The organism is Drancourtella massiliensis (genome assembly GCF_016900655.1).
GTDB lineage: Bacteria > Bacillota > Clostridia > Lachnospirales > Lachnospiraceae > Sellimonas > Sellimonas catena.
In genome coordinates, this window is the sequence record NZ_JACJKH010000016.1 from 47,424 (window position 1) to 62,423 (window position 15,000).

A 15,000-nucleotide genomic window follows, 5' to 3' on the forward strand; every position below is an offset into this window, starting at 1 on the left:
ATCATATATACGGTGCTGGATAAAGTTTCGAAAAGCTAATCATACACTATATGAATATTTGAGGAGAAATTTTGAGCGTTCTACATTAAAAGGAGCCGCAATGAAAAAATGTAACATTGTTTATGTGGGGAAAAACCGAAACGGTACTGACCGTTACTGGTGTACGACACATCATGCTCCGGCCGGTAACGGAAAAGGTGAAAAATTTCATACTTGTTTAGCCCAGAGCAATCCTGCTACAGACGTGCCGCAGGATTCTTTGACCGTAAATCTCCAGGAGGAGTCCGGCAACATCGCTTTATGGGCATATGTTCCGGCCGTATATGATACTGCAAAGATGGATTCCGCCTTTGGAATTCGTGTTCAAACGGGTAACGAGGCTGACAAATTCTGCCATCTTCTCCAGATAACAAATGGAGACCAGCAAGTTTCTTTTGATTATACTGCTGCGGTTTCATACCTGGCCTCCAATATCTTAAATCAGAAAACTGCTTACCTGGAATGTCCACACTGCGGATTTCCGCATCTTGATAAAGACTGGTTTGCCGCAAATCCCCACAAAAAACATCTTTGTTCAGGCTGCGGACGAAATTTTTATGAAAAAACTGCAGGAATTGGAAATCCTATTATAAAAGCCAATGGTTTATTTAGCGAATTTCATTTTCCTGCAAATTTCGTAAAGGCTACTCGCAAATTAAGCATAAAACAGCAGGATTTCCCTTTGGGCATCTCAATCTGGGGTTTCAATCCGGCTTTCTTCTGTACTGGCCCAGAAACAGAAACTGAGGGAATCCATGTCCATGCATATACTCAGGATAATTCCCGCCCGATTATTGATGCCACCTACAGCGAAGTAGAAATTGACGGGATTTGTCTGGATGCAAACATGGTCCAGCTCTATATGGCGCAAAAGACGCTTCCATACTTAAAAGATCAAATTGCTTCTGTCAAATGCCCTGATTGCGGTACTGATCTGTTTGAAACAGGCAGGCAAAGTTGTCTTCCTGCTACGCAGCACGTCTGCCCGAAATGTGGGAAAGAAATAAAAACCCGAAGAAAAATCGTCGCTTCTCCCATGCCTGACATTATCGAAAGACTGAAAGGCAAAACCAACCTTCCGTTATCCGGACAAGATATATTGGATGTTTGTCCCCAGTTATCCGAATGGTAAAAAAGGAGGCCGCTTTATGAATACCTTTGATCTTGAATTCTGGAATCTTTTAGATGAACTGGTTCATAGCAGCGACATTGTCATTGATCGTCCTAAGGGAAGCGCGCATCCCCGGTATCCAGAACAGATTTACGAAGCAGACTATGGATATCTAAAAGGCACTGCATTCATGGACGGCGGCGGAATTGATGTCTGGGTTGGAACCGGCGGGAAAGAAGTTGACGCTGTCATCTGTACCGTGGATATCGTAAAAAAAGATTCTGAAATAAAAGTCTTGATTGGATGTACTGAAGAAGAGAAAGAAACGATATATAAGATGCATAACCGGACGTCTAATATGAAAGGGCTTTTGATCCGCCGTCCGGTCTGATGCTGTCTGGCAGAAAGTTCCGCATCTTTACAATTTTTATTATGAGGGAAAGAAATTATGAATGTAATCATCATTAATGGCCCGATGGGTGTCGGAAAAACCACAGTCGGGAGATACATTGCGGATCAGTATCCCGGCACCGCCTTTATCGACGGTGACTGGTGTCTGGATCTGCATCCATTTGTCGGCAATCAGGAGACAAAAGTAATGGCCGTCGACAATATTCTACATATGATCGGAAATTATAAAAACTGTTCTGTATGCCGGATGATTGTACTCGTATGGCTGATAGATGATGAATGGGTATATCGGCGTATCATTGACGGTATTTGCGCCCTGCAACTGGAACTGGTCAGCGTCACATTGCTGTGCGGTGAAGAACAGCTCATTCAGCGCTGGAGACAGGATAAGACCTGTGAATGGCGGACAGATCAATGGCTCGAAATCAGTCTGAAATCATTACCGCATTTTTCGACACTGGAAAACTGCATGGATACCAGCTATCTGTCAATCAGCGAAACCGCTGAACGGATTGTACAACACAGTTTCCATACAGGAAAAGAAAAAACATCATAAACAATGCCCCTCATCGGAAGCTCCCGGATGATTTCATCCACTTCCCGATGAGGGGCATTATCATTTTAAACAGAATCCGTTTCACTTACAGTTTCTGTACGAAACCGGAGCGCCCGCTATTTCCGTCTTACCTTTGTACCAAGCACTGCTGCAATAACAGCCAGTGATACGATCGCCGCAGTTCCCGCAGCTTCAACCGGAGCTTCATCACCGGTCTTTACTGCTTTTTTCTGTCCGTCTGCACCGTTATCTGTTTTTGTTGTATTGCCTGTGTTTGTCGTTCCGTCCGAAGCCCCCGGATCCTTCTTATCGTTTTCCGAACCGCCGGAACCTGTTCCCGTATCTTTTCCCGGGTCTGTGGTTTCGTCATCTTTGGACGGATCTTCCGGATCCTCCGGGTCTTTCGGTTCCTCTGTGCTGTTTACCGGGATTTCACTTCCTGCTTCCGGTGCCGTCAGCTGAGGCATTGTTCTTAATGTATCTTCTACAATACCAAGTCCCGCATAGTTGTCCACATAGACCTCATCCTGTGAATCGGAAACACGGATTCCATGTCCGCCGTCTGTAACGGTGATATTAAGGATTCCGTTTTCATCAGTCCTGCCCATCTGGCCTTCGCCGCCGTCTACACGGTAACTGATCTCCTGATTTGCGAAGACGCTTCCATCTTCATTTACGATTTTCACGGAAGCGGTATAATCTTTCGGCTGGTAAACGCTTCCTGTATAAGCGATCCTTCCTTTTGTTCCCTGATATCCGGACAGCGTGCCGTTATTCAGACTGTTCTCAACATAAGCCTCGATTGTCTCCAGCTCTCCTCCTGCTTCCGCGTATTTCGGAAGATCTGCAAGCATGGTATAATCGTTGCCGCCGCTCATAATGTAATTGTTTCCCGCCATAATAATCTGGGTCGTATCATCTGTCCGGTCAAGCGGAGTGCTCTGTCCGTCAAGGGTGATGGACACGACTCTGCTTCCCTGTTCCGCATCCGGATTAAATACGACCTGGAATCCGGAAATCTGTAAAAATCCTCCGGACACTGACTGCTGAAGCAACATACCTGTCTCCGGATCCTGCCCGTCCAGACTGGAGCCGGACTGTTCCATCACCTCATACAAAATCTTCGGAGTGATTTTCTTCATATAGATCGTGTTGGAAAACGGGAATGTGGACACAAGGTCTCCCTTTGTGATATCTCCATTGGAAATCATCTCCCGGATTCCTCCGCCGTTTTCCACACCGACTACCGGCATCTGTTTTTCCTCTTCAGTTCCATTCTGCTGTACCATAGCTTTTGCCGCACCTGCGATGGCATCTGCCGCCAGATCTCCATAGTTGGTCTCTACAAACCTTGTCGGCGGTACATTCCCGATCCATCCTGCCCAGAGCGTGGTCGGCGTGGATCCAATCACTTCCTGAAGCGAATCATTCTGCTCACTGGTAATTTTCTCAAGTTCTGCGGCTACCTCTGCATCCGGCGTTACTTCCGCAAAGTCTTCTATTCCAAGCAGTTCCTCCGTCACGACCGGATCACTGTTCTCACTTACCGATACAGTCAGTTTTCCGACTGCACTCAGACCGGTTCCGGTCTGTACAATCTGGACGTCGTTGACCTCCTCGTTTTCCACGGTATGGCTGTGTCCGTCAATGATCGCATCCAGCTTTCCCTGATACTCGCCGGTCATCCCGTTTGCCAGATCTTCCGACGTACAGTCCGCTCCACCGGTCTCATCTCCCATGTGGGCGACTGCAATCACAACATCCGCTCCTGCTTCTTCCAGATGCGCAATCTCTGTTTTTGCTGTTTCAATCTCGTCAGCAAAAGTCACGCCCTGGATTCCTTCCGGATTTGTCGCTGAAGCGGTCTCTGTTGTCGTCAGACCAAAAAATCCGATCTTCTTTCCCTGTCTTTCAATGATCACATGACAGCCGTCTGTATCGTCCTGCTGTCCTGCAAGCAGCAGCTGATTATCTTTGTAAATATTCGCCGCCAGCACCGGGAATTCTGCCAGTGACACATTTTTAAGAAATGCGTCTGTTCCAAAATCAAACTCATGGTTTCCTGCCGCCATGACATCATAGCCCGCCAGATTCATCAGTTGGATCACATCGTTTCCCTGCGTCAGCGAGGCAAGCGGCAGTCCCTGCGTAGCGTCTCCGGCATCTACCAGAATCGCATTCTCATCCGCATTTTTCAGTCCGGCCACAAGCGGCAGCCCGATTACAGATTCCCCGTCACCCTGGAGATATCCATGGGTATCATTCGTATGATAAATCGTAATCTCTGTCGTCTCTTCCTCTGTCTGCACAGTGTCTTCCTCCTGCTGTGCCGTCTCTTCGGTCGACTGTGTTGTTTCTTCGGTCGCCTGTACCGTTTCATCGATTGCCTCTACCGTCTCTTCCGCTGAAACCGGAACAGCCTGGAAAGTCAGTCCGAGCGCCAGAACAGCCGCAAGAATACATTTTCTGTTTCTCATCTTCCACTCCTTATTGAATCGTCTCCCTGGTTCCGTTTCTATTATACCATTCCCTTTGCCCGGCCGAAACATTGTTTCTCCCATTTTTTTGTGCCGTCCGGCCACATGGATTTTCCTTTGCCAACCATTCCAGGATATGATATGATGTGTGAAATGAAAGGAGCACATTATGAAACCAGAAATCTTATTCGAGGATTCCGAGATCCTCGTCTGTCATAAACCTGCCGGGACGGCTGTCCAGACTGCATCTTTTTCGTCCCGGGACATGGTCAGCCTTCTGAAAAATCATCTCATGCGGGAGGCAAGGAAAAGCGGGACTCCGTTGAAGGGGGCACCGTATCTTGCTGTCATCCATCGGCTTGACCAGCCTGTAGAAGGAATTCTCGTATTTGGGAAGACGAAAAAGGCGGCCGCCGCATTAAACACCCAGCTTACCGGGGATGGTTTCGGGAAATATTATGAGGCTGTCACGGAAGGTGCTCCGACTGAGTCTTCCGGAACTTTGACCGACTGGCTTGTCCGGGATGGACGCACGAATCTTTCTTCCGTCTGTTCACCGGATACGCCCGATGCCAAAAAGGCCGTCCTGGACTACCAGATGCTGGATCAGCATACCCGGGACGGGCGGCTCGTTTCCCGTCTGTCCATTCATCTGCACACGGGACGGCATCACCAGATCCGTGTCCAGCTTGCCCATGCAGGCTGTCCGATTCTGGGGGACCGCAAATACAATCCGGACGGCATTCCTTCCCGCAGACTCCATCTCTGCGCCTGCCGCCTTGATTTTCTGCATCCGTCCACCAAAAAGCCGCTTCACTTTGAAATCCGTCCTTTCTTTTCCGGGGAAGATTTGAACTAGTCTTTCTAAGTCTTTTCCGGGGGCGGCCTTGGGAATTCAGACAGGATTTCCCGCAACAAAAAGCCGGAAAAAGCATCCCTTTCCGGTATCTGCTTTTTCCGGCTTTCTTATCCTTTCAATTGTCCTTTACATAACCCTAAAACATTTTATTCCTGGTCTTCTCCGTCCTCTTCTGTCAAAGCCTGCTCATATTTCTCGAGGATGATGCTCTGGATACGGTTTCTTGTATCAGAATTGATTGGGTGAGCGATATCTCTGTACTCTCCGTCCAAAGCCTTTTTGCTAGGCATCGCGATGAACAGTCCTTTTTCCCCTTCGATAACTTTGATGTCGTGTACGACAAACTCTTCATCCATCGTTATTGACACAACTGCCTTTAATTTCCCCTCTTTTGCTACTTTTCTTACGCGCACATCTGTAATCTGCATATTACCTGCCCCTTTCTTAAGTACTATATATGCTCGCTAAAGCGCATATCTCTCATTCTTTTCGACAACAATTTTGATGCCGTTTTCCCCGACGTGCCTTGTGTTGGCACGGATTGTATCGCGGCTTTCCACGATACAGTTTTCAATGTATGTATTATCTCCAAGATAAACATCATTCATGATAATTGAATTTCTTACAACACAGTTGTTTCCGATGAATGCTTTCTTGAACAGGATCGAATTTTCCACGGTTCCGTTCACAATACATCCACTGGAGACAAGACTGTTCTTTACGTAGGATCCCGGATTGTATTTTGCCGGCGGAAGATCACTGACTTTGGAGTATACCGGCGGATACTCTTTGAAAAAGTAATTCCGCACTTCCGGCCTCAGGAAATCCATATTTGTCTGATAGTATGCTTCTGCTGTGGAAATATTGCTCCAGTAGCTGGAGATCTTATATCCGTAAATCTTTTTAAGATTCTTATAACGGATCAGGATATCGTTGACGAAATCGTAACGGTCCTCCTGTGCTGCATGTTCAATCAGATCGATCAGCTGTCTGCGGCGGATCACATAGATTCCAGTGGAAATGGTATTGGAATTTGCCACCATCGGTTTTTCCTCGAACTCCTGAATTCTCATGGAATCGTCCATCTTGATTGTTCCGAATCTCGTCGCATCTTCGCCCGGTGCGAGATCCTTGCATACTACTGTAATATCTGCTTTTTTCTTAATATGATATTCCAGAACTTCGTTGTAATCCAGTTTGTACACAGCATCACCGGATGTAATGATAACGTACGGCTCATGGCATTTTTTCAGGAAGTCGAGATTCTGATAAATCGCGTCTGCGGTTCCCCGGTACCAGCTGCCGTTTTCCAGTGTAATCGTCGGAGTAAAAACAAAAAGTCCTCCCTGTTTTCTACCGAAATCCCACCATTTGGATGAACTCAGGTGCTCATTTAAAGATCTCGCGTTGTACTGTGTCAATACTGCAACTTTCTGAATATGGGAATTGGTCATATTGCTGAGTGCGAAGTCAATGCACCGGTAGCTTCCTGCCACCGGCATGGCTGCCACAGCCCGTTTATATGTCAGTTCACGCATTTTATGATTATTGCCGCCTGCCAGAATGATCCCTACTGCTCTCATACGCGTTCACCTGCCTTTATCAATGTCTCTCCGCTTTCCAGCACTCCGTTCGGATAGTCCTCTGCCTCTGTCACGCCGCTGATGGCAGTATTCTTGCCAATCTGAACATTGGACGGGATCACGGAATTCTCTCCGATCGTCACAAGCCCGAAGGAGTAGATCGCCGGCTTTTCCTTATTCGGCACATCACTTCCGATGCCCAGCGTCACATGATCTCCAATCCGGACATTCTCCGCAATGATCGACTTGTCAATCACGCCGTTTTCACCGATCACGGTGTCTTTCATAATAATAGAATCTCTGACAACCGTTCCTTTTCCGATCACAACCCCGGCACCGATCACGGAATTACGGACTTCTCCGTAAATCTCGGAACCATTGCTGATAATGCTGCGTTCCACAACCGCCTGATCGGAAATATACTGCGGCGGCAGGATCGAACTGTTTGTGTAAATCTTCCAGAATTCTTCGTAAAGGTTGAATTCCGGGATCAGATCTATCAGTTCCATGTTGGCTTCCCAGTAGGATCCAAGTGTTCCTACATCTTTCCAGTAACCATTGTACTCATACGCGAAAAGACGCTTGCCATTTTCATGGCAGTACGGAATCACGTGCTTTCCAAAGTCACAGGACGGCTCGTCTGACATTTTTACAAGCGCATCTTTGAGCACCGGCCAGCTGAAAATATAAATTCCCATGGACGCCAGATTGCTCCTCGGCTCCTTTGGTTTTTCCTGGAAATCATTGATGTGTCCTTCCTCATCTGCAACTACAATTCCAAACCGGCTTGCCTCCTCAAGCGGCACCGGCATGGCAGCGATGGTGACATCCGCATTGTGCTCTTTATGATAATCCAGCATTACTTCATAATCCATTTTGTAAATATGATCACCGGATAAAATAAGCACATAGTCCGGATTAAACGACTCCATATAATCCAGGTTCTGATAGATCGCATTTGCCGTTCCAGTATACCACTCGCTGTTCGTGCTTTTCTCATATGGCGGCAGAATCGTGACACCGCCCACATTGCGGTCCAGATCCCATGGGATTCCGATTCCAATATGAGAATTCAGACGAAGCGGCTGATACTGTGTCAGGACTCCGACTGTATCGATCCCCGAATTAATGCAGTTACTGAGCGGAAAATCGATAATCCTGTACTTGCCGCCGAACGCTACTGCAGGCTTCGCCACTTTGGCAGTCAAAACACCAAGCCTGCTTCCCTGTCCACCGGCCAGCAGCATTGCTATCATCTCTTTTTTTATCATGTCCTCACCCCTTGTCAGTAATTTAATGTCATTATTATAACACACTTTTTATAAATATCGAGTAAATTTTATATATTTTTGCCGTTTTTCTTCTATTTTTTATGCATTTTACATAATCTTAACCGCTTTTTATAGACACCGTGTTGTTTTTAAGGCAATTTTGTGTATTTTTTTCTCTCCTGCTCTATATATTACTATGCGGACAGGCTTTCTTTCAGAACTGCTTTTTCACATTTTTCAGGGTAAAATGTTCTGGCCTTGAAGCGTTGTATCTTTCATTTTGTTATGCTACAATGAACGGGAACAGCAGACCGGCAGGGATTTTCTCCCCGCCGGTATGTAAAATAAGCCAGAAACGGAAGTGTAAAATATGTACAAAATTAACTTTAATGAACCTGTTCATATTCATTTTATCGGCATCGGCGGTATCAGCATGAGCGGGCTTGCCGAAATATTACTGGACGAACATTTTACCGTCAGCGGTTCTGATAATAAGGAGTCTTCTCTCACAGATCATCTGGTTTCGATGGGTGCGAAAGTTTTCATCGGTCAGAAGGCTTCCAATATAGAAGATACTGTACAGGTCGTCGTGTACACGGCGGCCATCCATGAGGATAACGAGGAATATCAGGAGGCGGTAAGACGCGGCCTTCCGATGCTCAGCCGGGCCGAGCTGCTTGGCCAGCTGATGACCAACTACAAAATTCCGGTCGCAGTAGCCGGAACCCACGGGAAGACGACGACGACTTCCATGCTTTCCCATATTCTTCTCGCCGGAGAGAAAGATCCTACGATCTCCGTAGGCGGTATTTTAAAGGCCATCCACGGCAATATCCGTGTCGGCGGCTCCGAGGTCTTTGTCACAGAAGCCTGTGAATATACAAACAGCTACCATCACTTCTTCCCGAAGATCAGTATCATCCTGAATATCGAGGAAGACCATATGGACTTCTTTAAAGATATTGACGACATCCGCAATTCTTTCCATACCTTTGCGAAGCTTCTTCCTGATGACGGCACTCTGATTATCAATGGAGAGATCAGCCATCTGGAAGAGATTCTGGAGGGACTTGACTGTAATGTCATCATCTACGATGTGCACAGGGAAAATGCGGATTTCAGCGCAAAAGAGATTACCCACGATGAGAAAGGCAATGTTTCTTTCCTTCTCCTTGTAAAAGGACAGGAGGCCGGTCGGATTCATCTTTCCGTAAACGGACTTCACAACGTATCCAATGCCCTCGCGGCCATTGCTGCTGCATCGCTTCTGGATGTCCCGATGGAGAAGATTCAGGAGGGACTTCTCTCTTTTGAAGGGACAGACCGTCGTTTCCAGTATAAAGGAGACGTGAACGGTTTCCACATTGTGGACGATTACGCGCACCATCCGACCGAGATCCGGGCTACTCTGGAGGCTGCAAAGTCTTACCCGCACAAGGAGACATGGTGCGTCTTCCAGCCTCACACCTACAGCCGGACAAAAGCCTTTTTCCATGAGTTCGCGGATGCACTTTCCCTTGCGGATCATATCATTCTTGCAGATATCTACGCGGCCCGCGAGACCGATACCCTCGGTATGTCTTCCGGACTTCTGGCGGACGAATTGAGGGCAAAAGGCTGCGATGTACACTATTTTCCAGGCTTTGACGAGATCGAAACATTTATTTTAGAAAATTGTAAAACAGACGACCTGTTGATAACTATGGGGGCCGGAGATGTTGTAAATATTGGGGAGAGTCTTCTCAAACGGTAGTTTTCCACAGAATCCACACTGTTTTATCCACAAAGTGTGGGAAAAATAATGCTTTTTCTCCCGGCCTGAAAGTGCTATAATACCTTTACTTTAGAAAGAAAGACAGAGGTTTCAAGGAATGGGCATGTTAAAAATCACAGACTGTACGGGACAACATTTTACATGTGTTGATCATGCATTTATCGACTCCTACATGGCAAAGGCAAACGGGGAATACGTTAAAGTATACCTCCTTTTGCTGCGCCGTATGGAGAGCAGTTCTCCTTTTTCGGTTTCCGAATTTGCGGAGATTCTGGATAACACGGAGGGAGATATTATCCGCGCTTTGAAATACTGGGCGAAGAAAGGGCTTCTCACGATCGAATACGGACCGGACGGCGAGATGCGCGGACTTCAGATGGATGCGCCGCAGAAAGCGGATACGCCGAAAAAGGCGGCTGCGCCTTCTGTCTCTGTGGACATGCCTGCGCCGGACAGTCAGGGTGCTGCTCCTTCGCCGATTTCGGAGGATGCGCCTGTTTCTTCCGCGGACATTCCTGTAGATTCTGCTCCTGCGGCTCCTTTGATCGGTGATATCAGCGAGTACAAAAGCCGCCGGGAGTTCAAGCAGCTTCTGTTCATCGCCGAACAGTACATCGGACGTACCCTGTCTCCTTCCGATGTGGAGACACTTACTTATTTCTATGACACCTTACAGTTCTCCGTGGAGCTGACCGAGTATCTGATTGAATACTGTGTGGAGAACGGACACCGGAGTATGCATTACATCAAGTCCGTAGCACTTGCCTGGGCGGATGCTGGAATCCGTACCGTTTCGGAGGCAAGAAGATCCGCTTCCTTTTACAACAAGGACTGCACAGCAGTTCTGAAGGCTTTCGGCATCACCGGACGCATGGCCGCTCCGGTTGAGACAGAGCTTGTAAAGAAGTGGACCGGACAGTACGGCTTTACTATCGATATCATTATCGAAGCATGCAGCCGTACCGTTTCCGCCATCCACCAGCCAAGTTTTGAATACGCGGACAAGATCCTGACGAACTGGCACCAGAAAGGTGTACATCACCTTGCGGATATTGCGGCGATCGATGCCGCTTACATAAAAAAGCGCTCCGAGAAGTCCGCTTCCCAGCAGCCTTCATCTTCCGGGAAAAAGACAAAATTCAGCAATTTCGAGGAGCGTGACTACAATATGGACGACCTGGAGAGACAGCTTTTACAGAGCTGAGTAAAGGAGAAGTTTCATGGCACTGACGAATTCACAGTATGACGCCATCATGCGGATCTACGAGCAGAAGCATCTTCGGACGCACGACAGGCTGACCCGCCATTACAGTGAAATATATAAAAAGATTCCCCGGATCCGTGAGATTGATGAGGAGATCTCACACCTTGGTGTTGCAGGAGCCAAAGCGCTGATCGATGGCAATGCCGATGCGCCTGCCCGATTCCGGGAAAGGCTTCATGCCCTGAGGGATGAAAAGCAGGCACTGCTTGCCGGTTCCGGTTACCCTTCGGACTATCTGGAACCTTCCTATGAATGTCCGGACTGTCAGGACACAGGATATCTTGACGGCCGGAAATGCCGTTGTTTCCAGAAGGCGGAGATTGACCTGCTCTACACCCAGTCCAACCTGCAGGATATTTTAGAGAGTGAAAATTTTTCTTCTTTCCGGATGGATTACTATTCTTCGGATTTTATTGATCCGGTGAGCGGCAAAAGTTCGCTGGATATGGCAAAAGAGGCGCTTCATGTGTGCCGATCCTTTGTGGACAGCTTTGGAAGCAAGTTCCAGAATCTTCTGATCTATGGAAATACCGGAGTCGGAAAGACCTTTCTGACCCACTGTATTGCCAGAGAGCTGATGGATCATATTCACTCGGTGATTTACGTGACGTCCTCCCAGCTCTTTGATATTCTGGGAAGCAGAGAGTTCGATACAGATCCGGAAAAGCGCCAGGCCGGCGCCCTGCTGGACGAGTGCGAGCTTCTGATTATCGATGACCTTGGGACGGAGCTTACCAATTCCTTTACGGTCTCCCAGCTGTTTATCTGCCTGAATGACCGGATTTTGCAGAAGAAATCTACTATTATCTCTACCAATTTGTCATTAAATGAGATAAAATCAATATATAGCGAAAGAACGTTTTCCCGCATCAGCAGTAACTACCGCCTGCTCAAACTTGCGGGTGACGATATCAGAATCAAAAAGAAACTAATGAAATAGGAGGCAAAGCAATGCTGCACCGTACAGAACGAAATCTGGAAAATATCCCTGTAGGAGCCCTTGGCATTATCGCCCTGACGGGCTGTGAGGAGATGGGCCAGAAAGTCAATGACTATATTGTCAAATGGCGAAAAGAAGATGGACATGTCTTCAAAGACGACGTTGTTTTTACCGGATATGAAAAAGACAATTATCTGATCCACGCCGCTACACCGCGTTTCGGCTCAGGAGAAGCAAAAGGCGTACTCAGCGAATCCATCCGTGGAAAGGATATCTATCTGATGGTGGATGTCTGCAACTACAGCCTGACCTATTCCCTGAACGGTCAGATCAACCACATGTCCCCGGACGACCACTTTCAGAATCTGAAGCGTATCATCGCCGCGATCGGAGGGAAGGCGCGCCGTGTCAATGTCATCATGCCGTTCCTCTACGAGAGCCGCCAGCACAAGCGCAGCAGCCGTGAGTCTCTGGACTGTGCCCTGGCTCTTCAGGAGCTTGTAAAAATGGGTGTGGACAATATCATTACCTTTGACGCCCACGATCCACGAGTACAGAACGCGATTCCGCTGAGCGGATTTGAAACTGTCCGTCCGACTTATCAGTTTGTAAAGGGACTTTTAAGAACTGTAAAAGATTTGAAGATCGACAGTGATCACATGATGGCAATCAGCCCGGACGAAGGTGCGACCGGACGTGCAATCTATCTTGCCAATGTCCTTGGCCTGAATATGGGTATGTTCTATAAACGCCGTGATTACACAAGAATCGTTGACGGCCGCAATCCGATCGTTGCCCACGAGTTCCTCGGTGATTCCGTAGAGGGCAAGGATGTGATCATTCTTGACGATATGATCTCCTCCGGAGACAGTATGATCGATGTCGCAAAACAGCTGAAAGAAAGAAAGGCAAACCGGATCTTTGCCGCTGCAACATTCGGTCTGTTCACAAATGGTCTTGAGAAATTCGACAAGGCATACGAGGAAGGCATCATCAACAATATCCTCACAACTAACCTGATTTATCAGACGCCGGAGCTTTTAAGCCGTCCGTACTATATCAACTGCGACATGAGCAAGTACATCGCTCTTCTGATCGATACACTGAATCATGACGATTCTATCAGCAGTATCTTAAGTCCGAGCGAGCGTATCCAGCATGTAGTAAACAAATACCGCAACGGAGAGGAGATTTAATCCCATCCGTCACGGTATGCAAGATGCATATGATCAAGTGCTTCTTTTTCCCTGTTCTGACAGGTGAAGAGGAGCACTTGTTTTTTCTGTCCGGCCAGCCACCGGAGTGCCGCTTCCATTCGTTTATCATCGTAATACGCAAAGGTGTCGTCGAGAATGATCGGGAGTGGTTCTTCGTAAAGAATTTCAGATGCCGCCATCCTTACCGCAAAGTAGATCTGCTCAATCGTTCCCCGGCTCATCATGTGAATCGGAATCTTACGGATGCCGTCAAAAATGCTGATTTCCAGCCCTTCTTCGATAAAGATCCTGGTATAGCGTCCGTCCGTAAGCTCTCCCAGAATTTCAGCTGCCCGCTTTGCAAGGCGGTTTCCTGTTTCTTTTCTTACATCTCCGGATACCTCCTGCATTCTTTCGGCCGCGAGTTCCAGTGCCGCTTTTTTCTGTTCCAGGTTCTTCTCCTCTTCGGAAACAGTACATGCCTCGGAAATCATTTCCTGCAGGTTCTCATATTCCACCTGTCTGTCTCTTCGGTCCGATCTCAGTTTCTCCCTGTTCCATTTCAGCTTGTCAATCCGTCTTCTGACAGCCTGTTCTTCCTCTGTCTGCTCTCTCTCCGGCTCCGGCCGCATTACCCAAAGTTCGGCCAGAAGCCCTGCCGCTGCCCAGATCACAGCTGTAAAATAACGGATGGAGGATGGAAGAAGTATCATCAGGAGAATCAGCACTACAAACCAGACCGCCGCTCCTTTCAGCGGGAACTTCTTCTTTTTCTGTTCACCCCGCGCCTGCTCATACGTATCCAGGAGCCGCTTCCCTCTCCGGATCTCTTCTTCGCCTGCTGCCGCTTCCCGTTGAATACGGTCCAGATCTTTTGCGATATATTCGGCCGCACGTTCCGCCTCTTCCCGTTTCTGAAGCCGTTTCCGGGCTTCCTCGCGCAGAAGAATGCTTATCTCCTTTTTTCGCTTCTGAAGTCCTGCAAGGGCCGCCTCCAGATCCATATTTCCCGCACCCGATGCATAATAGTTGGCCGCATAATTTTTCAGAGCAGAGGAAAGCTCTTCTCCAGGCCTGACCTTCAGCTGTCCGACTGCCACTGTATTTTCAAACCCGGCAGCATCCAGATCCAGCAGCAGCGCCTGAAGATCCCCGCTCTCTTCGGAAAGTTCCTCTCCATCATCCAGACAGAAAAGCCTTGTCTTCTTTCCCTTTCTGGCAAAATCCCTTTCCAGCTGGAAATGCCGTCCTCCGCTCTCAAACCGGACCATTCCGCAGTACTGAGTCGGATTCCTCCACGGCTCATACTGGTGGAACTCATCCTTTGCCGCGCCTCTTCCGCGTCCTCTTTCCACATCAAAGAGCATACTTTTAATAAACGCATAGACCGTCGATTTCCCCGCCTCATTTTCTGCGCTGAACAGATTGATCCCGTCGGAAAGTTCAATCGTTCTGTTATGGAATTTTCCGAAACTCCAAAGTTCCAGTCGCTCTAACTTCATCTCTTCTTGTATCCCCT

Annotated in this window: 13 protein-coding genes; 8 read left to right on the plus strand and 5 right to left on the minus strand. The window is 47.8% G+C overall.

The annotated features are described in order from the left end of the window. Positions 1 to 100 precede the first annotated feature (100 nt). From H6A32_RS09950 to H6A32_RS09960, 3 genes are read left to right on the plus strand one after another with little or no spacing between them, the layout of a single operon-like run. On the plus strand, positions 101 to 1,171 hold the full coding sequence (locus H6A32_RS09950; protein ID WP_204864256.1) for a hypothetical protein: 1,071 nt from the start codon (positions 101 to 103) through the stop codon (positions 1,169 to 1,171). Positions 1,172 to 1,187: 16 nt separating this feature from the next. Further along, positions 1,188 to 1,541, plus strand: a complete 354-nt coding sequence (locus tag H6A32_RS09955) for an inorganic pyrophosphatase (RefSeq protein WP_204864257.1) — start codon at positions 1,188 to 1,190, stop codon at positions 1,539 to 1,541. 57 nt (positions 1,542 to 1,598) lie between these two features. After that, complete coding sequence (locus H6A32_RS09960; RefSeq protein WP_204864258.1) at positions 1,599 to 2,117, plus strand: AAA family ATPase; 519 nt, start codon at positions 1,599 to 1,601, stop codon at positions 2,115 to 2,117. Positions 2,118 to 2,233: 116 nt separating this feature from the next. Here the strand turns inward: H6A32_RS09960 and H6A32_RS09965 are convergent, their stop codons facing one another. After that, complete coding sequence (locus H6A32_RS09965) at positions 2,234 to 4,594, minus strand: bifunctional metallophosphatase/5'-nucleotidase (protein ID WP_204864259.1); 2,361 nt, start codon at positions 4,592 to 4,594, stop codon at positions 2,234 to 2,236. A 169-nt stretch (positions 4,595 to 4,763) separates the two neighbouring features. Between H6A32_RS09965 and H6A32_RS09970 the strand changes: the two genes are divergently transcribed. Continuing rightward, a complete protein-coding gene (locus tag H6A32_RS09970) occupies positions 4,764 to 5,453 on the plus strand; it encodes an RluA family pseudouridine synthase (RefSeq protein ID WP_204864260.1) in 690 nt (229 codons plus the stop codon). Positions 5,454 to 5,599: 146 nt separating this feature from the next. On the opposite strand, the gene spoVG is transcribed toward H6A32_RS09970, so the two are convergent. From spoVG to H6A32_RS09985, 3 genes are read right to left on the minus strand one after another with little or no spacing between them, the layout of a single operon-like run. After that, entirely contained in the window at positions 5,600 to 5,881 is a 282-nt protein-coding gene (gene spoVG / locus H6A32_RS09975) for a septation regulator SpoVG (protein ID WP_087168844.1), read from the minus strand. Positions 5,882 to 5,917: 36 nt separating this feature from the next. After that, positions 5,918 to 7,036: a glucose-1-phosphate adenylyltransferase subunit GlgD gene (glgD, locus tag H6A32_RS09980; protein ID WP_087168845.1), complete on the minus strand. Its 1,119-nt coding sequence runs from the start codon at positions 7,034 to 7,036 to the stop codon at positions 5,918 to 5,920. Further along, positions 7,033 to 8,307: a glucose-1-phosphate adenylyltransferase gene (locus H6A32_RS09985; protein WP_204864261.1), complete on the minus strand. Its 1,275-nt coding sequence runs from the start codon at positions 8,305 to 8,307 to the stop codon at positions 7,033 to 7,035. The genes glgD and H6A32_RS09985 overlap by 4 nt, the downstream gene beginning before the upstream one ends. 370 nt (positions 8,308 to 8,677) lie before the next feature. Here H6A32_RS09985 and murC point away from each other — a divergent pair, with 370 nt between their 5' ends. From murC to H6A32_RS10005, 4 genes are all read left to right on the plus strand, one after another. After that, positions 8,678 to 10,060 (plus strand): UDP-N-acetylmuramate--L-alanine ligase, encoded by a 1,383-nt coding sequence (murC, locus tag H6A32_RS09990; protein ID WP_204864262.1) that lies wholly within the window; start codon positions 8,678 to 8,680, stop codon positions 10,058 to 10,060. A gap of 118 nt (positions 10,061 to 10,178) precedes the next feature. Further along, positions 10,179 to 11,285: a DnaD domain protein gene (locus H6A32_RS09995; protein ID WP_204864263.1), complete on the plus strand. Its 1,107-nt coding sequence runs from the start codon at positions 10,179 to 10,181 to the stop codon at positions 11,283 to 11,285. Positions 11,286 to 11,301: 16 nt separating this feature from the next. Then, positions 11,302 to 12,285 carry an ATP-binding protein gene (locus H6A32_RS10000; protein WP_204864264.1) on the plus strand — a complete coding sequence of 328 codons (984 nt, stop codon included), beginning with the start codon at positions 11,302 to 11,304 and terminating at the stop codon, positions 12,283 to 12,285. An 11-nt stretch (positions 12,286 to 12,296) separates the two neighbouring features. Further along, on the plus strand, positions 12,297 to 13,481 hold the full coding sequence (locus H6A32_RS10005; protein ID WP_087254141.1) for a ribose-phosphate pyrophosphokinase: 1,185 nt from the start codon (positions 12,297 to 12,299) through the stop codon (positions 13,479 to 13,481). Here H6A32_RS10005 and H6A32_RS10010 read toward each other — a convergent pair. Beyond that, the gene (locus tag H6A32_RS10010) at positions 13,478 to 14,983 is read right to left on the minus strand and encodes an ATP-binding protein (RefSeq protein WP_118636902.1); all 1,506 of its coding nucleotides are present in this window, start codon (positions 14,981 to 14,983) and stop codon (positions 13,478 to 13,480) included. The genes H6A32_RS10005 and H6A32_RS10010 overlap by 4 nt on opposite strands. Positions 14,984 to 15,000 lie beyond the last annotated feature (17 nt).